General features: G+C 50.7%; 20 protein-coding genes. 5 read left to right on the top strand and 15 right to left on the bottom strand.

The window, feature by feature from the left end:
• Positions 1-54: 54 nt before the first annotated feature.
• The 8 genes from rfaH to rfbB form a co-directional block, all read right to left on the bottom strand.
• Complete coding sequence (rfaH, locus tag ABC502_RS07230) at positions 55-543, bottom strand: transcription/translation regulatory transformer protein RfaH (protein WP_345915387.1); 489 nt, start codon at positions 541-543, stop codon at positions 55-57.
• A 73-nt stretch (positions 544-616) separates the two neighbouring features.
• Positions 617-3,349 carry an SLBB domain-containing protein gene (locus tag ABC502_RS07225; RefSeq protein WP_345915386.1) on the bottom strand — a complete coding sequence of 911 codons (2,733 nt, stop codon included), beginning with the start codon at positions 3,347-3,349 and terminating at the stop codon, positions 617-619.
• A gap of 117 nt (positions 3,350-3,466) precedes the next feature.
• The gene (locus ABC502_RS07220; RefSeq protein WP_345915385.1) at positions 3,467-4,474 is read right to left on the bottom strand and encodes an NAD(P)H-dependent glycerol-3-phosphate dehydrogenase; all 1,008 of its coding nucleotides are present in this window, start codon (positions 4,472-4,474) and stop codon (positions 3,467-3,469) included.
• A gap of 137 nt (positions 4,475-4,611) precedes the next feature.
• Positions 4,612-5,157 carry a dTDP-4-dehydrorhamnose 3,5-epimerase gene (gene rfbC, locus ABC502_RS07215; RefSeq protein ID WP_330086371.1) on the bottom strand — a complete coding sequence of 182 codons (546 nt, stop codon included), beginning with the start codon at positions 5,155-5,157 and terminating at the stop codon, positions 4,612-4,614.
• A 153-nt stretch (positions 5,158-5,310) separates the two neighbouring features.
• Positions 5,311-5,598 carry a type II toxin-antitoxin system RelE/ParE family toxin gene (locus tag ABC502_RS07210; RefSeq protein WP_330086406.1) on the bottom strand — a complete coding sequence of 96 codons (288 nt, stop codon included), beginning with the start codon at positions 5,596-5,598 and terminating at the stop codon, positions 5,311-5,313.
• Positions 5,598-5,885, bottom strand: a complete 288-nt coding sequence (locus ABC502_RS07205) for a hypothetical protein (protein ID WP_345915384.1) — start codon at positions 5,883-5,885, stop codon at positions 5,598-5,600. Before ABC502_RS07205 ends, ABC502_RS07210 begins: the two co-directional genes overlap by 1 nt.
• A gap of 159 nt (positions 5,886-6,044) precedes the next feature.
• Positions 6,045-6,917 carry a dTDP-4-dehydrorhamnose reductase gene (rfbD, locus tag ABC502_RS07200; protein WP_345915383.1) on the bottom strand — a complete coding sequence of 291 codons (873 nt, stop codon included), beginning with the start codon at positions 6,915-6,917 and terminating at the stop codon, positions 6,045-6,047.
• A gap of 25 nt (positions 6,918-6,942) precedes the next feature.
• Positions 6,943-8,031 carry a dTDP-glucose 4,6-dehydratase gene (gene rfbB, locus ABC502_RS07195; RefSeq protein ID WP_345915382.1) on the bottom strand — a complete coding sequence of 363 codons (1,089 nt, stop codon included), beginning with the start codon at positions 8,029-8,031 and terminating at the stop codon, positions 6,943-6,945.
• Between the two features lie 144 nt (positions 8,032-8,175).
• On the opposite strand from rfbB, the gene ABC502_RS07190 reads away from it, so the two are divergent.
• Positions 8,176-8,487 (top strand): DUF6170 family protein, encoded by a 312-nt coding sequence (locus tag ABC502_RS07190; RefSeq protein ID WP_330086360.1) that lies wholly within the window; start codon positions 8,176-8,178, stop codon positions 8,485-8,487.
• Between the two features lie 60 nt (positions 8,488-8,547).
• On the opposite strand, the gene ABC502_RS07185 is transcribed toward ABC502_RS07190, so the two are convergent.
• From ABC502_RS07185 to ABC502_RS07170, 4 genes are all read right to left on the bottom strand, one after another.
• Positions 8,548-9,453 carry an aspartoacylase gene (locus ABC502_RS07185; protein WP_345915381.1) on the bottom strand — a complete coding sequence of 302 codons (906 nt, stop codon included), beginning with the start codon at positions 9,451-9,453 and terminating at the stop codon, positions 8,548-8,550.
• A gap of 118 nt (positions 9,454-9,571) precedes the next feature.
• Positions 9,572-9,778, bottom strand: a complete 207-nt coding sequence (locus tag ABC502_RS07180; protein ID WP_330086358.1) for a bacterioferritin-associated ferredoxin — start codon at positions 9,776-9,778, stop codon at positions 9,572-9,574.
• A 170-nt stretch (positions 9,779-9,948) separates the two neighbouring features.
• Positions 9,949-11,151 carry an ABC transporter permease gene (locus tag ABC502_RS07175; RefSeq protein ID WP_330086357.1) on the bottom strand — a complete coding sequence of 401 codons (1,203 nt, stop codon included), beginning with the start codon at positions 11,149-11,151 and terminating at the stop codon, positions 9,949-9,951.
• Positions 11,151-11,957 (bottom strand): ATP-binding cassette domain-containing protein, encoded by an 807-nt coding sequence (locus ABC502_RS07170; RefSeq protein WP_345915380.1) that lies wholly within the window; start codon positions 11,955-11,957, stop codon positions 11,151-11,153. Before ABC502_RS07170 ends, ABC502_RS07175 begins: the two co-directional genes overlap by 1 nt.
• On the opposite strand from ABC502_RS07170, the gene ABC502_RS07165 reads away from it, so the two are divergent.
• Positions 11,940-12,281, top strand: a complete 342-nt coding sequence (locus tag ABC502_RS07165; protein ID WP_330086355.1) for a hypothetical protein — start codon at positions 11,940-11,942, stop codon at positions 12,279-12,281. The genes ABC502_RS07170 and ABC502_RS07165 overlap by 18 nt on opposite strands.
• On the opposite strand, the gene ABC502_RS07160 is transcribed toward ABC502_RS07165, so the two are convergent.
• Entirely contained in the window at positions 12,274-13,965 is a 1,692-nt protein-coding gene (locus ABC502_RS07160) for a hypothetical protein (RefSeq protein WP_345915379.1), read from the bottom strand. The two genes, ABC502_RS07165 and ABC502_RS07160, sit on opposite strands and share 8 nt — an antisense overlap.
• Before the next feature lie 185 nt (positions 13,966-14,150).
• Here ABC502_RS07160 and ABC502_RS07155 point away from each other — a divergent pair, with 185 nt between their 5' ends.
• The 3 genes from ABC502_RS07155 to ABC502_RS07145 are packed head-to-tail and all read left to right on the top strand — an operon-like array spanning position 14,151 to position 16,376.
• Complete coding sequence (locus ABC502_RS07155; protein ID WP_345915378.1) at positions 14,151-14,738, top strand: LemA family protein; 588 nt, start codon at positions 14,151-14,153, stop codon at positions 14,736-14,738.
• Between the two features lie 15 nt (positions 14,739-14,753).
• A complete protein-coding gene (locus tag ABC502_RS07150; RefSeq protein WP_345915377.1) occupies positions 14,754-15,836 on the top strand; it encodes a DUF3137 domain-containing protein in 1,083 nt (360 codons plus the stop codon).
• Between the two features lie 36 nt (positions 15,837-15,872).
• Positions 15,873-16,376 carry a DUF3592 domain-containing protein gene (locus ABC502_RS07145; protein ID WP_345915376.1) on the top strand — a complete coding sequence of 168 codons (504 nt, stop codon included), beginning with the start codon at positions 15,873-15,875 and terminating at the stop codon, positions 16,374-16,376.
• A gap of 55 nt (positions 16,377-16,431) precedes the next feature.
• Here the strand turns inward: ABC502_RS07145 and ABC502_RS07140 are convergent, their stop codons facing one another.
• Both ABC502_RS07140 and ABC502_RS07135 read right to left on the bottom strand, forming a co-directional pair.
• Positions 16,432-17,055, bottom strand: coding sequence for a hypothetical protein (locus tag ABC502_RS07140; RefSeq protein WP_345915375.1), 624 nt, complete (start codon positions 17,053-17,055; stop codon positions 16,432-16,434).
• The gene (locus ABC502_RS07135; protein WP_330086349.1) at positions 17,052-18,278 is read right to left on the bottom strand and encodes a hypothetical protein; all 1,227 of its coding nucleotides are present in this window, start codon (positions 18,276-18,278) and stop codon (positions 17,052-17,054) included. Before ABC502_RS07135 ends, ABC502_RS07140 begins: the two co-directional genes overlap by 4 nt.
• Positions 18,279-18,404: the final 126 nt, after the last annotated feature.

Here is an 18,404-nt window from a genome sequence, read left to right as displayed (position 1 = left end):
TTAAGTGTTGAGTTTTTAGTGTTGAATGTTTAGTTTTCAGTGTTAAGTTGAAAGCTAGACAGCTTTTAATTCTTTCAGTGTTACTTCCAGTTCTTGTTCCTGGCCTAACAGGCTTAGCAAGATAAGTGCCCTGTCGCTGCCTTTGCTCGCTTTGTAAATAGCCTGTAGGCCAGCAAAAGGCCCGGCGGTCACTTCCACGGTACTCTCTGGTGCAAATAAAGGCTTAGATGCTTGCGGCCGCTGGGCTTGCTGCTGGATGCTCGCCATTAACTGAGCAGGCACGGTGGCAGGAACACCGCCAAAACGAACAAAGCCATTCACCCCCCTGGTACTGCGGATGGCATTGAAGTTGGCCTGCCCGGCATCCAGGTTTACAAACAGGTAGTTGGGGAATAGTGACTCCGTGACCAGGGTTTTACTGCCTTTTACCAGCTTTTCTTGTTGCCACTGCGGCAAATAGCTATCGTACCCCTGATTTTGCAAATGCAGGGCGGCACGATGCTCTTGTTTTGCTTTGCAATGCAACAGGTACCAGGCGGTCATAACGGCCTCTGATTGGTAACCAAAGCGCGGCCTGGCGAAACCAGACCAGCGCTTATCTGTGATGCGGCCGCCATCAGATCCTCGAAATAGCAGCCAAAGCCACCGCACTTTGATAGAAAATCTGGGTTACTTGCGACCATAGAGTCAGGTTGTCTTTGTACTCGGTATCCAAAGGTACAATAATGGTATCCCCCGGCTCCAGTGAGGCGCGACGGCCGCGTAACCAGCCGTTGCGTGGCAGTACGACAGAGCCATCGGCGCGAATCACAAAGACCCGATTGCCATCCGCCCGCTGCCGCAGCCCGCCGGCCATATTCAGATAGTCATCGACTGAGAGTTCACCATTAAAGCGGTGCGTACTGGCATGTTGCACTTCGCCCATAATGGCAATGGTGCTGTCCATGCGTGGCACATAGAGCACATCGCCATTTTGTACTTGCATATCGGCGGTTGGATCTTCGGCCAGAATGTATGGCAGGTTCACCACCAGGCGCCCCAACGAGCTTTGTGCTTCAATTTGCTGCAGCATCAATAACATATCTTGCGGTGAATTTTGTGCTCTTTCAGTAGACAAAGAGCGGGTTGCCAGCTCACCGCGCAATTGCTCTACCATTTTTTGTAAATGCGCTTTTTCACGCTCACGAATATGTTCACGGGTAAACACGGCCCCTTTGGCAAACGCATTTTGCGTAAGGCCGCCGGCCCGTTGCAATACGCTGGACAGGGTTTCGCCCTGCTGAATGCTGTAACGGCCGGGAAAGCGTACCTCGCCTTTTAGCTCGACTGTAAAGGTGTTGTTCCAGTCGGGAATAGAGAAAATATTGAGCCGGTCACGGCTTTGCAGTGCGAGGTACTCACTGCCGTTCAGGTGGCTTGGCAACGAAACCGCATAGTGCTGAACCCGGCTACCACTGCCTGCAGCTACTGTAGAAACCCGGCTTAGCTCTGCACGCTGGATAAAGGCGGAGTCATTCAGGCCTCCGGCAGCTTTCACCAAATGCGCTACGCCTGCATTTTGAGCCAGAGGGTAGTCGCCCGGAACTTTAACCTCACCACTCACACTGACAATATCTACCGGCTGACCATGGCGGGCCTGATGACGGATAGTGCTAAGTAAAGGATACAATAGCTCCGACCGCGTTAGGTGTACCGATTTCGCCAGGTAGCTTTCGTTGGTAAAAAGCTCCTGTAAAAAAGAGGACATAACCTCTGCCAGCACCTGCTGCTGCATACTCTTTTGCTGTTGTTCACGCTGCTGCTGCATCAACTGTTCATTTAACATCAGCGCATTAAGCGATACGGTGCCATCTTGTTGTTCGCTTTGCAGCAATTCAAAGGAGCGGCTCGCCAGTTCATCGCTGGCCAACCAACGATCTTCCTCATTGCCACTAAAACGTTCTTCCAGTTGTTTTCGTAAATAATCGTTCAGCTTATAACGCTGATGACTGTAGCTGGCATGGTGAAATACCAATAGGGTATCCCGTGCTGCCAGTTGCAGATCATCCGGGCTACCTTTGTGTTCGATAGCTTTGCCAAGATTAAACTGATGCACTTCAATAGTGCCCCGTTGATCCCGCTCACGCACCACCAGGGCGTAATCCAAATCGGTGCTCATCAGTAAGTCAGACCACAGCGATGGCAACAAATCGGAAACCCGCAGGCCATCACGCCAGGCATAATGACCTGGCCGTACCACTGCACCAGCCACGGTGACACTATTGATTGCCCGGGTAGAGGTTGCTCCAATTCGCAGGACATCACCAGCCCGCACGGCTTGTGCCCGGACGGAAGCCTGGGTTAAATCCACATTTTGTAAATCACGCAAATGCTGGGCATTGAAACGCTCCAGCACAGCGGCTTTTGGAAAAGCCCCCTCACGGGCGCCACCCGCCATCGCCAGCAGACTGCCCAGCGTATCGCCGGGTTGTACTTCAAACAAAGCCGGGCGCCGTACTTCACCCCGCACTTGTGCTAAAGCCTGAATAGGTGCAACGAAGACAACATCACCATTTTGCAAATGTATGTCGTTACTGGAATCGCCCCGCAACAGTAAATCGTACAAGTCAAAGTTTGTAATGGTATTGCCGGCCCGGTTCACCCGGATACTGCGTAACGCACCGATATCACTGACGCCACCAGCAACAAACAATGCCTGGGTCACTGTAGTTAATGCTGATACGGTGTAAGAGCCCGGGTGCTTTGCTTCACCGGCAACCATGATGTTGATGGTTCTTAAGGCGCCCATACTCACGGCCGCTTCTACCCCAATCATGCTTTGCTGCACGCGGGTGCGGATCAGCTCTCGCGCTTTGGAAAAAGGCAATCCGGCGACCTGCAGCTGGCCGATTTCTGGAATAGACAAGTAGCCATCGCGGCTCACTTGCAAATGGAGGCTTTGGTTACGGTTGCCAAAAAATTGCAGCAAGACTTCGTCGTCCGGGCCAAGCACATAATTATCCGGGACTGGAATATTGCCAACGGGTGCGAAAGTACTGACTTCTGAATCGAACAAGTTCAAGCCAAATCGTTTCGGCTCATCACTCTTCTCGCGCTTGCTTTGTTCTGTGCTTTCGCTTTGCTGCCTGGGCTGCAGTGTTTCCGGTCGCTGCTGAGATGTGCTGGCACTGCTTCTGCTCTGCAGTTGCTGCAAATCAAAACCATGCTCTCTTGCCAATCGCTCTTGTTCGGCACGAGGCAGTTGTTTGAGCTGCTCCAGCATGGCAGGAGATATATTGGTTGAGGCATTGGCTACGGCTGTTCCGCCGAACAAAATGCATACCAGCAGGAGTTGGAAAAGTTTGGCCACTGCATTACTCCATCTTTTTTGAATTGGCAATTCCACTTAGTAACCGCCGGATTCTACCTTTTATTCATCGCAGATGCTACTGAGCTGATTGATGCCCCCAGCGCACTAAGGGCTTACTCAGACAGCAAAGTCCACATCAACATTGGGCTGATTGCCCATCATATTGGCAATCACCTGCTTCACTGGTGCATGATTAAATACCACCTCAAAGAGCCCCATCACTAAGGGCATGTAGATATCATGTTCACTGGCTTGTTGCCTTACTTCTTTTAAGGTGTTTACCCCTTCGGCCACTTCGCCAAGCTCGGCCACTGCATCATCCAGGCTTTTGCCCTGCCCTAATGCAAAACCAACCCGGTAGTTACGGCTTAACGGTGAAGTACAGGTAACAATTAAATCGCCTATGCCTGAAAGCCCTAAGAAGGTCATGGGGTTGGCACCTTTGGCAACCGCAAAGCGGCTCATTTCTGCCAGACTGCGGGTAATCAGCATGCTTTTGGTGTTTTCGCCCACTCCAAGAGCCGCACTTAAGCCAGAGGCAATGGCATAGATGTTTTTCAGGGTCCCCCCCAACTCGACCCCATACACATCGGTGCTGGCATAGGCACGAAAGCTTTTGCTGCACAAAATATGCTGCACCCGTCCGCACAACGCTGGGTCGTCACTGGCAATCACGGAAGCCGTGATATGACCTTGTGCAATTTCTTTGGCCAGGTTTGGGCCACTAAGCACACCAATGCGACCCCCGGGCAACTCTTCTTGCAGGATTTGGCTCATTAACTTAAAGCTGCTGGCCTCCACCCCTTTGGTGGTACTGATAAGAAGCTGCTCTGTAGTGAGCCAAGGCTTAGCTTGCTGAACCACCTGACGGAAACTGCTGCTGGGAATGGAAACAAAAACGGCTTCGGCACCGGCAATAACCCAGTGCATATCGGTGCTGGCCGTTAGCTGCTCTGATAACTGATAGCCTGGCAGGTAGCGTTTGTTTTCATGCTGCTGGTTCATCGCGATGGCGGTACTTTCATCACGCAGCCATTGACGAACCGGGTAGCCGTTTTCGGCCATAATATTTGCAATCACGGTGCCAAAGCTGCCACCGCCCAAAACTGCGATATGTGCTGTCATGGATTGTCCTGTTTATTCTGCTTATAGCGGTGCTAGCCCTCTGAGTCGATTTGAGTGAGGTTAGCAACAAAGGTTCCAATGGCCGGAGTATACCAGCCTGTGTTGCCGATGCACCAGTGCATGGCTTGGCAGGTGGATCAGCCGAACAGTTGCGCCTGGCTGAACGGCACCCCTTGCTGATCCTTTTGCGACAGCATAGGCGGGCCTTGCAGTGGCCAGGCTATGGCCAGATGGGTATCGTCCCAACGAATGCAGTGCTCATCTTCCGGCCTGTAGTAATCCGTTGTTTTATACAGTACGTCGGAACTCTCTGTTAAAGTTAAAAAGCCATGAGCAAAGCCTGGAGGGATCCAAAGCTGCTGCTGGCTTGCTGCGGATAACTCCACGCCAAGCCACTGACCAAAAGTGGCTGAGCTTTGGCGTAAGTCCACCACCACATCGTAAATGCTGCCTTGCAAGACACGGATCAGCTTGCCTTGCGGTTGCCTGAACTGATAATGCAAGCCACGCAACACCTGCTTTTTGGAGTGAGAGTGATTGTCCTGTACAAAACCATAGCGGCCATTGATCGCTTGCGCAAAACTGCGCAGGTTAAAACTTTCCATAAAAAAACCCCGCTCATCCTGATGCGCTTTTGGCGTCATCAATACAATATCGGGGATAGTCAAAGGCTGAATGTGCATAGGCGTTCAGGGGCTCTGCTAGCTGTTGGGGGTGAATTATAACAGCAGGAGCTTTGCTGGTGTTAGTGACCGTTGCCGCGGGCAACTAGTGACCGCCGCGAAGCGGCTAGTTACCGCTCGCTTTGCGAGCTAGTGACCAGTCGCGAAGCAACGTCATGCGATACCGGACGGCGGCCACTGTCGAGCAGCGTGAAGAATTCGAAGCACGCGAACTTGCTCCCCGACCACGTCATAAACGATAACATAGTTTTGATGAGCAACCAGCTCGCGTGTATCAGTTACGCGGCCAAGACGACCGAGGTTAGGGTACTCGGCTAAGCGCGAAGCTTTTTCTGACAATAGCTCATCGAGAGCCAAGGCTGCGGTGGGGTTATCGGCTTCTATGTAGTCATAAATGGCATCGCGGTCTTGTATTGCCTCAGGCGTCCAAAGCAATTCCATCATTCAGATGATTTGAGCCTACGACGTGTTGAAGCACGACGAGCCGCAAATTTGGCTTCTACTTCTGCGGCGGGCACCAAGTTGCCTGTATTCGCCGAATTCAGGCCGATCTTTACTTGGCGGCGAAACCAATCATCGTGCTCTGTGGCCAGATGCTGTTGCTGTACGAACTCCCGCATGAAATCCCGCAGCAGCTGGGCCCCGCTACGATCGCGAGATTTGGCTGCTTGGGCAAACTGGCTTTTCAACGCTTCATCGACCCGGAAGGTAAAGGTTGCGTCACTCATGGCTACGCCTCATGTGTTACAAATTAAGTACAATGTAGCACCTTGTCTGTTTTCTGTCTATTACAGACTAGACCGTTGCCGCAGGCAACTAGTGACCGGCCCGAAGAGCCTAGTTACCGCTCGCTTTGAGAGCTAGTGACCGCTTGCGTAGCCAGCTAGTTACTGCGTCATCGACGCAAGCAGCTGCTGCCATTCAGGCAAGCAGATGCCAAGTGCATGTTCCAGCTTATCGACACAAAGCCGTGAGTTCAGCGGCCGTTTGGCCAGCGTTAGGTAGTCGCTGCTGGAGATGGGATGAATGGCCTCTGGCTTCAAAGCAAGCGTTTCCCCTTGCTTGATGGCCTGATGAACAATGGCTTTGGCAAAGTCGTACCAGCTGCAGTAGCCACGTGAGGCCAGATGATAGACCCCGCCAGCGATGGGCTGGCCTTGCTGGTAGCGCTGCAGTGTCTGCACACTGATGGCAGCAATCAGGCTGGCTGGGGTGGGTGCGCCGATTTGATCGGCCACAATGCTAAGCTCCGTTTTCTCTTTGGCCAGGCGCAGTATGGTGTTGCGAAAGTTTTTACCATGGGCCGAGTAGACCCAGCTGGTGCGAAAAATTACCGCTTGCGGGCACTGCGCCAGCACCGCAAAATCGCCTTGTAGCTTACTTTTACCGTAGTGGTTGAGCGGGCCGGTTTGGCTGTCTTCTTGCCAGGGCTCGGTGCCTGTTCCCGGGTAAACGTAATCGCTGGAGTAATGCAGCAGATAAGCGCCGTTTATAGCGCAGTAACGGGCCAAGAGTTCCGGCAGATGGGCATTCAATGCCCATGCTGCTTCCTGCTCGGTTTCAGCCTGGTCTACCGCGGTATAGGCGGCGGCATTGATAATCGCCTGCGGCCGATGCAGTGCCAGATAGGCCCGCACTGCAGACGCATTGGCCAGATCCAGGTCTGCCCTTGTTGGTGTAAACAGTTCACCCTGCCCTGCCAGTTGCTGCTTTAGCTCGGTGCCAACCTGACCTGAGCTGCCGGTGATGAGTAGTTTCATAAGTCTCCTGGTTAGCGCGAAGCTGTTAGTGACCGCCGCAAAGCGGCTCCCACCAATCCCGACGAGCCAGATACCACTGCACCGTTTTGCGCAGACCCGTTTCGAACGTTTCCTGAGGCACCCAGCCCAGTTCGCGCTCTATCTTTGAGGCATCGATGGCGTAGCGTAGATCGTGGCCTGGACGGTCTGTTACGAAAGTTAGTAAACTTTCGTAATGTTGAATGTTGAGCGTTGGATTATCAGTGTTGAGTGTTGAGTGTTGAGTGTTAAGTGGAAAAGCACGCTGATGCATCGGCGCTAACTCGTCCAGGATGCTGCAAATGGTCTTTACTACTTCGATGTTTTGTTTTTCGTTGTGGCCGCCGATGTTGTAGGTTTCACCTACCTGGCCTTGGGTGGCAACGCATAAAAGAGCTCTGGCGTGGTCCTCGACGTACAGCCAATCGCGGATTTGCTGGCCATTGCCATAGACCGGTATGGGTTTCCCTGCCAGAGCATTTAAAATGGTGAGCGGGATCAGTTTTTCCGGAAAGTGATAAGGGCCATAATTGTTCGAGCAGTTGCTGATAACGCACGGCAAGCCATAGGTGCGTTGCCAGGCCCGTACCAAATGGTCTGAACTGGCTTTGCTGGCTGAGTATGGCGAGCTTGGGCCATAGGGTGTTGTTTCAGTAAACAAGGCATCGGTGCCGGCTAAGTCGCCGTAGACTTCATCGGTTGAGATATGATGAAAGCGAAAGCTCTGCCGTTTCTCCAAAGGCAGGCTTTGCCAATACTGACGACTGGCTTCCAGCAAGCTGTAAGTGCCCACAATGTTGGTTTGAATAAAAGCTGCCGGACCATCAATAGAGCGATCAACATGGCTTTCTGCCGCTAAGTGCATGATGATATCGGGCTGAAATTGCTGCAACAACTGCTGCATCATGGCCTGCTCGCAAATATCGGCCCGCACAAACTGATAGCGCGGATTATCTGCAATCTGATGCAGCGACATCAGATTACCGGCATAGGTAAGTTTATCAACATTCAGAACCTGATGGGTTGTGTCATTGATCAGATAGCGCACTAGTGCAGAGCCAATAAAGCCGGCACCACCGGTCACTAAAATGCGCATAGTACACCTTTTTATTTTGAGCCAATCAAAGCTTAAAACTGTAAAAGAAAATCAGAGTGTCCGCAAATACAGTTTTTGCGGCATCCGGCGACTTTCTTCGCAGGCTTTGATACAATTTACGCAGATTATAGATTGAGGTAGCTGATGTTTTTCAACAGCCAACGTATTCCAGAGCTTGAAGGGTTGAAATTTGCCGAGCGGATGCAGGTGATGCGCACTGCAGCCGATCGCTTGCCGGTGCCGAAAAAGTTCCTGCTAAACATTATCAAGCTGGTTATTTTATTTGTGTTCTTTCTGCTGATGGCCCAAGCCAACGACTGGCGCATTATTCCTTACGCCATAGCGCTGATTGTAGTGTACCCGGCAGTAACCAGACCGCTGACGTATCTGTTATGCCGGCCGGATTTACCGGCCATACGTAAAGAGCTGGAGCAAGAGGCCGCTAAGCAGCAGTGAGCGGCCCAGATGGCCTGGTTACCGCTCGCTGTGCGAGCTGGTGACCGCTGGCGATGCCAGCTAGTTACCTGCCACAGGCGGCACCACCAGGGTAATTTTCTCATTCAATGACATCGCCAGGTTGTTGTCGTAATAGGCTGCTTCGTTAATAAAGCTCGGGTAGACCTCGCTATCCCCTTCATAGACCAGCTGGTGGCCATCAAACAACTTAAAGATGGGATCACCCGGTTTGATTGGCTTAAAATCCTGATCCTGCACATTGCTGTGCACCATGCCAAGACGCTCGCCCTGCTCATTCACCGGTAGCTTGATGCTGTGCAAATAGCGGTAAGCTTCTACTTCGGCTGGCAACTGCGGTAACTGCTTACGGTTGTATAAATCAACAAAATCCAGAATGTGCTGGGTCATGTCATGCATTTGCTCCAGTACATCTTGCCGGAGCACCGACTGCGGCTGCGGCCCTACTTCGACAATGACACCGTAACGGCCTGTGGTACAGAGCAACTTATGTTCTTCTGCCGGCAAGTGATCTTCATCGCAGCTGATCACCGCTTCCGGCATCTTCATTTTGACATAGCCTGCCAGTTGGTTGTAAAAGTCTCCGGCCTGGGTAAGGATAAGCACCGGTCCCATATTGCTGGTGGTATTGTGTAAATCTATCACCAGGTCGACTTTAGGGTTGCCTTTAGGCCCAAGCACAGCATCAATGACTTTAGCCCGGCTTTGCTCGTAATTACTCAGCTCAGGGTTATCCAGGTCCTCGCGCCGGAACTGGCGATTTAAGTCGGCATCCAGATAACGCTTATTGGCAGCATACGCCTCGGGGTTGGCAAATAAAGTCCAGGCATGGAAGCTTTGGCGCTGCAACCACTCAGGCTTATGCTGGTAGTTTCGGATCAGGTAAATACCTGAGAATTCATTACCATGTGTACCGCCGACAACGGCAACTTGCTTGATGGTCTGCATGCAAAAGCTCCGGTTAACTGAGAACCAGAGCAGTATGCCGTAAAAGAGCGATAATGAGAACCAGTGAACGCAGAAAAAGAATAGAAATGCAGAAAAACAGAATTAATATACAGAAAGGTTAGGCAACTTCGTGCGCTAATTCATAGTCCTGCGCACCAGTTAGCACCAGCTCATTATGCAAGATTTGATTGGCCTGACAGGTGCACTGACCACATTGACTGCCCAGGCCACTGCACGCACGCAGTTCGCGCATAGAACGAACACCATTGGCCACATGTTGCTTAATGGCTTTATCGGTTACCGCTTTACACAGGCAGACGTACATAGATCACCTCATCAGTTGATAGGGTGATCCTAATCTAATTAATAACTATTATCAATAGTATTTATTGATTAAAGACGATAACCTGGTCTCAGGACCGGTCACTAGCTGGCTTTGCCAGCGGTAACCGGCCATAACTAGCCGCTACGTGGCGGTAACGGCAGCTCCGCTGCCTACCGAAACAACACCTTTTCCTGCTGGAACCAGTGCACACAAAAAGCAACCAGGGCACCGGCTACTACTACGGTAGAGATAAAAATCATCAACAACAAGCCATAATCGACGGTGCCTTTGATCAACTCTTTAATGGCAAGGGCCACGTTGGTCAGAGGGACCATGGCCGTAGTAGCATTGAGCTTTACACCAGGCAAAATCGCAGCCACCAGCGGCAACAAAACCACAAAGGACAAGGGGCTCATATAGTTTTGTGCCTCTTTAAAGGTTTTGGCGTAAATGGAAATCGCCAACAGCAAAGAAGCAAAGATCGCGGAAATAGGCAGCAACATCAGGAAAATCAACAACAAATCGGTCGCTGAGATACTGGATAACACAGTGGCTACGACATCCAGGCCGGCAAAGGAGCTGATCACTGCCGCCCAGCCACCAAAACTAATGACAGTAATCAGTGTGGTGGCAAGACCGGTAGTTAACACGGTAAGAAACTTGCCAAGTACAATGGCGGTGCGGCTAACCGGACAAATCAGCAAGGTTTCTAAGGTGCCCCGCTCTTTTTCCCCGGCTCCCATGTCAATCGCAGGATACGAGGCCCCCATCAGGCAAAGAGGGATCAGCACATAGGCAATGAAAGCGCCTATTTTCTCGCCCAAATTTTCACGCTGATCGGCGGTATCAATTCGTTGCACTTCAACCGGCCGTAAAATAGAAGCAAGACGGTCCGGATCGACCCCAAGTTGGCTCAGGCTGGCAATCTGCAGATCTTCTGTAAACTTCCGCATTAATTCATTGAAGTACTGGTACAAAAAGTCAAGCTGAGACGACTGATTGTAAATTAACTGCCACTCGCTCTGCTCAACGGCCTGCTGCTGTTGCTTGAAGTCTGCCGGGATCACCAGCGCCAGATCAAACTCATCCGCACGAATGGCCGCAATAAGCTGGGCTGGCTCAGTCAGATCCGACTCCACCCGCTGAAAGTTTTTATGGTAGAACAAGGCCTCGGCAAAGTGCGGTGCCTGCTCTGGGTTGACGATCACATAGCGGTGCACTTCCTGCATGGCTTTATGGGTTGTACTGCTAAGCACGACGCCCATTAATGCAAACAGTACCGGAAACACCAAAATAGGCAGCAAGATCACAAAAATAAGTGTTTTTCTGTCACGCAGTAATTCTGTAAGTTCTTTACAATACACTTGCCACATCAGGCAGCTCCTTGTGTTGTGGCCAGGTTTGGCTGATTAATCACGGCTAAGAACGCCTCTCTTAAATGCCTATTAGCCGATTGCTGACGAAAATCATCCAGGGTGCCGGAGAATGTACTGATGCCTTTATCAATGACAACCACCCGATCACAGAGGGCGGCGACTTCATCCAGATGGTGTGTTGAAAAAATCACAGGAGTTTTCAGTGTTTTTAAAGATTGAATAAAGTCCAGTACCGTTTGTACCGTCATAATATCCAGCCCTGTGGTGGGCTCATCCAGAATGACCACTTTCGGACGATGCACCACAGCCCTGGCGATGGCTGTTTTTTGTTTCATCCCGGTCGACATACTATCAGCGCGGCGGTTGGCAAAATCATGCATATTAAGCAGCGTAAAAAGCTCTTCAATGCGTTGTTGTAAAGCCGTTTCTTTCATGCCATGCAGGCGACCAAAGTAAGCGATGTTTTCTGTTGCGGTGAGTTTGCCATACAAGCCGGTATCGGCCGATAAAAAGCCAATTTGCTGCCTGGCTTTAAGTGGCTGCTTTAAAACATCCACCCCATTAATCAGCACTGAGCCCGCATCTGGTTTCAGCGCAGTCGATAACATCCGTAAGGTGGTGGTTTTGCCGGCGCCATTAGGGCCAAGCAAGCCCAGCACTTCGCCCTGTTCGCAATGAAAGCTCACATCCCGCACTGAGTGAAACGCGGTTTTGCTGTAGCGCACATCCTGTTTTTCGCTTTCCGACAGCTTGGATGTCTTGCCTACGGCAAAGGCTTTGGCAAGGTGTTGTATTTCTATCATCCTTTCGTCCTTTTTCGGTATGCAACCATTGCCCATGCCATCACAGCCAATGAATGGCATCTGCTCCCGCCGGTGATGATGGCTTTGGTTATGGAAATCCAACGCATTATCAAAGAGAGCCTGCAGAATAGCAATTTGCTTTCAATGTTTTTCACCAGCAAAAATGTAAGTAGATTTAAAGGAATCAGCCTGCTTTTTACAAAAAATAAGGGCACCGGTGATTTAAGGTGCCCTTTGGTTCTGAAAGCCTCGATAAGATTGTTAGTGCTTTCGGATAAAACCAATACCGGCCCGACATGCCATGTCGGGCTGGCAACTAGTTAAAGACCGCACGCAAATGCTGCTCCAGCGAAAGAGCTAGTTCCTCTGGTAATGCCAGATACAAACTATGCGCTTTAATCTGTTCAAAAGTCTCAGGCGTGATCAGCTCCACTTCAAACATCTGGCCATCTTCAGCGAAGTAGTAAGTGGTCTCTGCATTCGGATAGATTTCGCCGTATGTCGACAGCCGGATTAACTGGGAGTTATCTGGGGCTGTTACCAATTGCCACTCGTAATGACGGCTTACATTGATGGTAAAGCGCTGCGCTTCGTTATCTGCCGTGACTTTGCCTTCGGCAAACTCTTGCGGGAAAAACATTTCAGCCACATCCTGGGTGTTCAGCTGTTGCACACTGTCAGCTAACAATGGAGCAGCAGGTTCTGTGTTGTAATCCAACTCACGGCATAACACCGGTTCAGGCAGCTGCATTTCATAGCGATACACCACCTCAGGCCAATCCAGCTCATAGAGGCGGAAATGCTCATAACTGTCTTCAATCAGGGTATTCCATTGCTCACTGCTGGTGTCAATTTTGCTAAAACGGTAACGCAATGGCACACCACTGCCAACAAAGTCGGCATCAATGCTGTTGTCTGTCTGGTTAGTCAGCAGCAGCTCGATATCGTCTTGATGCACCCATTGCTGACGCTCGTTATTCCAGCATTGAGTTACAACAAGATCCCAGTTGGCGTCATCGAAAAGTTGCCCCTGGACGATGGCGATACTGTCTTCACCATAGACCAGCTCTGCATGTGCTCTGGTCAGGGTATCCAGTTTCAGGTAAAACTCACGCGGTTCCGTCCGGAACAAGGAGGCTTTTACCACTTCCCAATCTGCAGCATTCAGTACCGATGCATTAAAAGGTGGTGTGGAGCCTTCACCTTCACTTTCATTGGCATTGCCATACCCCAACTCAAACAGCACTTGCTCTACCCGGGCAGATATTTCTTCGGCATGCTGGCCAAAGAGTTCAAGCACGGATAAATTTTCAGCCTGCATCCGGGCCAGCAGCTCTTGATGCAACTGTTGCACGACCTGAGCTGGAGCCTTGGCATGCATTTCTCCGGCGACCAGCAAGGTTTCAACGATCAGCCGGATATGTAATTTCATCAGAGCAAGGTAATGCTCGGCTTCGAAAACTTTCTGATACACCTCGTTGGCAGGAAGTTGATAAATATCTGCGTGCAACAGGTTAAGATCGGTCAGGAGCTGCTGTTGCTGTGTGCTGTTGTAGCCTTGCTGAATGGCAACCCGCAAGGCATCAAGCGTTAATGTGGTTAATGGATTGATGGCTCCCTGATGCTGCTTTAAAGCACCAATCGCTATTTCATCAGAGTTTTGACTAATGGTGGTCAGTGGGATCAGGTCGCTAGTTTTAGGCCAGTAGGCCAACAGATAATAATCCGGATCTTGGCTGCCAGATGTCCAGTTGAGCTGATAGCTGCCATCCGTGGTGGTAGTGGCAGTTGGCTCACCGTCGTCACAGCGCAGATTTTTATTTAAATCGGCACAGACCTGCACACCAGCCATCGGGCTTTCATAAGTCACTACGCCAGAGATTTGAATATCATGACTGCCGGTATTCCCACCGCCGGATCCGGTATCTTCGGATGAAGAACTGCCTGAGCCGCCACAACCAATCAACAGTGTCGATAGCAGTGACGCGCCTAAAACTTTCTTTAACATTTGACCTCCTAAAAACATGAAATCAACACAGTACACAAACAACATGAACGAATAATGAATGAGAATGCATCGTTTATTTTTTGAGCCAATCTTGTAGTAAAATTCTGGCTGGCGGGTAATCTGCTTGTTTGCTTATGGCTCTGTGCTTACAATAGGTTTGAATAAACGACTTTAGAGGGTTTACCATGCCTGAGCTGATGCTTTATGGCCTGCCGCTGCTTGCTCTGCTGATAGGATACTGCTGGTATGTCGCTATTATTTCGCGGCGCAACGCTGTGCTGGATGCATTATCTGGCATTGATGTGCAGCTAAAGAAACGTCACGATTTAATCCCCAACGTCCTGGCCATTGCCAGACGCTTTATGCAACACGAGCAAGCCTTGCTGGAACAGATCACCCGGTTGCGGTCTGAGGCATTCTCTGCCCTGCAAAAGACCGAACAAAGCCAAAGTGCCAAAGATATTGAGCATCATTTTGCATTGGAGCAACAATTGCAGCAGACCATGGGACGTTTTATGGTGCAGGCCGAAGCCTACCCGGAGCTCACCTCTGCCCAGCCTATGATCACGGCCCAGCACACCTATCAGGAAGTTGAAGCCAACATTGCGGCGGCACGGCGTTTTTACAATACGTCTGTCCGCCGGCTACGCAACAGCTGCGAAATTTTCCCCGGCAGCCTGCTGGTTAAGTTAACCAACGTAGAGCCTTTTCCTTTTTACGAAGCCGATAATGTTGAGCGCCAGAACGTTCATGCTGCCGACTTGCTGGGCTGAGCTTGTTAACTAAAGATGCAGAATACTTCCCACCAACCCGATCACAACAAGGCACTGATGGATGGCTGGCTGAATAAAGCCCAGCGTAGCCGTCAGGCGCTTTCATTGCTGCAGGCTGAGTTGCATGGTTTTGTGCAACGATGGCGCCGTTCGCCTGAAGCTCCCCCTCAGCAGAGCAATGCGGCAGCCAGCAATCAACCCAGTCTGGTGGTGACAGAGCAAGACAGTGCAGCACTGGAGCAACTTAGGCAACAATTGATACGCAGTGCCTGGCCAGTCCGCAAAGTAGCAATCCCTAGCCTGCTGCTGTATTTGTTCCTCTGTGTGTGGCTATTTCCTCTGAACCAATGGTTAAACCTGCTGCTTATCACAATCATCACAGGGCTCTTTTTGTTGTTTCTTACCGTACGCGAGGTTATGCTGCCAAACTACCAAGCTTTTAGTGAGCACTTCCGCCATCACTTTGTGCCTGCATTAGCAAGAAACTTCGCCAATATCAGCTACCAGCAGAACGGGCAACTCGACCCAAGCCTTTTTGTTCAGCGCTTGCACTTTGGTGACAACCGCCTGCACCCCGGCAAAACAGTAGCTCGTTCCGAACAAAGTGATTACTTCCGGGGCAATCATCGTGGTTGCGCCTGGGAACTGGTACAAGTGAGTTTCTACAACCAGCAGGATACTCAGCTGTTTTGTGGCCAACTGGTATTATTGACGCTGCCTAAACATTTTGCCGGCTCTACTTCGATCAATATGCCTTGCCTGGAGAGTTCTGCATCAAGGGTCCATCTGGAAAACAGCGATTTCACTACCCGCTTTTCCGTTATGGCGACGGATCAGATTTCCGCAAGGAGCTGGTTAACTCCGGCCGTCATGACCCGACTGGAACAGTTAAGCCAGCTGTTTAGCGACAAACTAAGAGCTAACCTGAGCGGCAATAGTTTATTGCTGTTGCTGCCGGCGAAGCAACTGGTGGCTCTGCCAGCTATTGACGAGCCCATCACACAAAGCCAGGCTGGGTTAGCTTTTGTGCAAGAACTGCAGCTGTTTCACCAACTGATTGATGCTTTGGTGGCGCAGTTTCCCACAACCCAGGCCTGAGCCGCTGATCGACACCGCCCGCTATAAGGACTATGTATGCGAACCTTTATCTATCTGTTGCTAGCCATTTTTTTCTGGAGCCTGGCTGCTATGGTCGTCCATAAACGGTTTGTCTTTATTGAGCAAAGCGAGGCCGTGGAAGCAGTTATTACAGATGTGCGGTTAAGTAACACACAACGAAGCCGAAACAGGAGCAGAAGCACTGAGACCATAGTGCAATTTCGTACCCCCACCAATCAATTAATAGAACATGCCCCCTACCGCCACCGCTCGAGCAGCCAAAAAGATAAAGGAAAAACCCTGACGGTGCTCTATGCACCGGATCACCCAGAGCAGGTGGTGATCAAAGAGTTTATGACGCTTTGGTTTTTGGCGCTGTTTTGTGGGCTAATTGCAATGGGCTTTACGCTGTTGTGTTTACGGCAACTGCTGCCAGCTTCCCCTCTGACAGCCCAGTGGTTGAAAAACCTGCGCACGGCGGCTTTGGTCCCGGCAGGTTTGTGCTTTGCGCTGGCTATTAAAATACTGCTGTTGCGTTAGCTGTACCGGCTACCTGCATAACCTGGCCTGCTTTGTCACTCTGCAACAGATAAGCTTAGTGCTCCTCCAGCAACCAGTTCAGCGCTTGACTCATAGCAGCAGGGTCCAGCAGTTCAGGGCAGTTCGTGTTAGCGCCTGCTTTCAGCTTTTGCAGCAGTGCTTTTTGATTGTTTACAAACAACTCACCGGACTTTCTGTCTGTCACTTCTGCGCCAAGGAAAGTGGTAAGCCACTCACCGGAGGCAGGTTCAAATAACGCATTGATGTAAACCTTACCTGTACTAACGCCTGTACTCACCCCTTTCTCCAGCACCAGAACCAAGGTATCCTGCTCACAGATCCTGCTATAAAAAGCGTCTGCCAGCACAGGGATTTCATAATCAGGACTATCGGCTACCCAGCTGTCTACCGTCTTACCTGCACTGTTTTGCAAACGCACATAAATATCTTCCTCACCATCCACTATAAAATCCATCGCCTTTTGTTGTGCCGCGACCGACAATGCTGGTACTTGTTGATATGAGCGAAAAACTTCCACCTCAGGGAGGGTTTCTGCTGTTAAAAAGGAGGCTTCGGCAACACGGGCATCAACCGCCTTTTGCTCACTATCGACCGGGTAACAAGCAGCAGCGAAGAAAGTTGCTAACAGCGTAACCAGGAAAGGTTTACTTTTCATCATTGTGTATTGGCTCCTGATGGGGATGGACATAACTCAAAATGCGACAAATTCATAATATTGTTTAGGTTATTACAGCGCTGAGCATAACTGCTGGTGTGTAAATTCACCACCGCAGTGATCGCATCCGCCTGGCTGCAACTGACCCCCTGCTCGGCAATCGTTGCCAGATTATTGGTTTGCCAGAAAAGCAACGCTGAACGAACGGCGTATTTTTCTTCAGCCAGCAATTCTGGCTCGGCAATAAAATCCTGAAAATCGTCCTGCCAAATTGCATTGTGCCGGGTAGTAAAGGTCTCGTAATTGGCTCTGAATGTCAGTTGAATCATACCACGGCCCCGATAGCGCCAACCATCCCCTGAATCAATATCACCATTATTGTATCTATTGCCATAGGCACGATTAGCTATCGCTTCCTGATTGGCTGCCTGGCCGGGTTTTCGGCCGTACAACTCGGCTTCATCCGGATTGGCCCGAAAGTAACTAAAGGTACTTTTCAGGGCGTCAACAGTGTAATTGAGGTTTTCGGTTAAACGCATGGTTGGCCCAACTTCTTGTTGAACCTGACTAAGGAAATGCGCCATTTTAGATTTGGTATTAATAAGGTTGCTGACCGCCGGGTTTTGCAACGCGGCATTCAACTCATCAGCGATAGCATCGATACGGCTTTGCGGAATAGCAGCCGAGTTGAAAATTTGCTGCAGAACCTCTGTCGAAATCTCTGTGATTGCATCACTGCATGGTTCGTCCGGTGGCACACCGCACTCCAGTTGCATAGCCATTGCCTGCTGGGCCGGGCCAATGGGACACATGCCACCCCCGCCGGGCGGGAGGAAAAAGTCATCGCCCGGTGGTAATAAGTTGTCGCCACCTCCGGGGGGAGTCCCAATACCTCCGGGAGGGATCCCAATACCTCCGCCACCGCCACCTCCAGCACCACCGCCGCCATTGCCCGGTATGCCTGCCTCTGAACTATCGTAGTGCCCCATACCACCCGGTTTTGCAGCTGCTATTGTTGCCCTGTCGGCATCCCGCCTGGCTCTGCTGATTGCGGCTTCTGAGGACTGTCCGGCGACCTCTTGACTTAAACCTGCAACCTGATTGCGCTGAGTACCGCCAAAATAACTAAAGGCTGTCAAAGCACTGACCGCGACCAGTGCCACAATAATTGCATACTCAGTAATTCCCTGGCCCTTAGCCCGCAGATTATTAATTAATCCAGCCATGTTTAAATACCTGCCACTTTGCATAATGAATCGAAGCAATAAAAAACCATACATTAACAATGCAGCGAGATAAAAACAATGGTGTTAATATGAAATTGCAAGCATTAGCAACAGCCCAGTGGGGGC

This window comes from Alkalimonas sp. NCh-2 (genome assembly GCF_039631345.1).
Classification (GTDB): Bacteria; Pseudomonadota; Gammaproteobacteria; order Enterobacterales; family Alteromonadaceae; genus Alkalimonas; species Alkalimonas mucilaginosa.
Note: the sequence above shows the minus strand (reverse complement) of the source record. Positions and strands in the feature narration are given on the sequence as shown.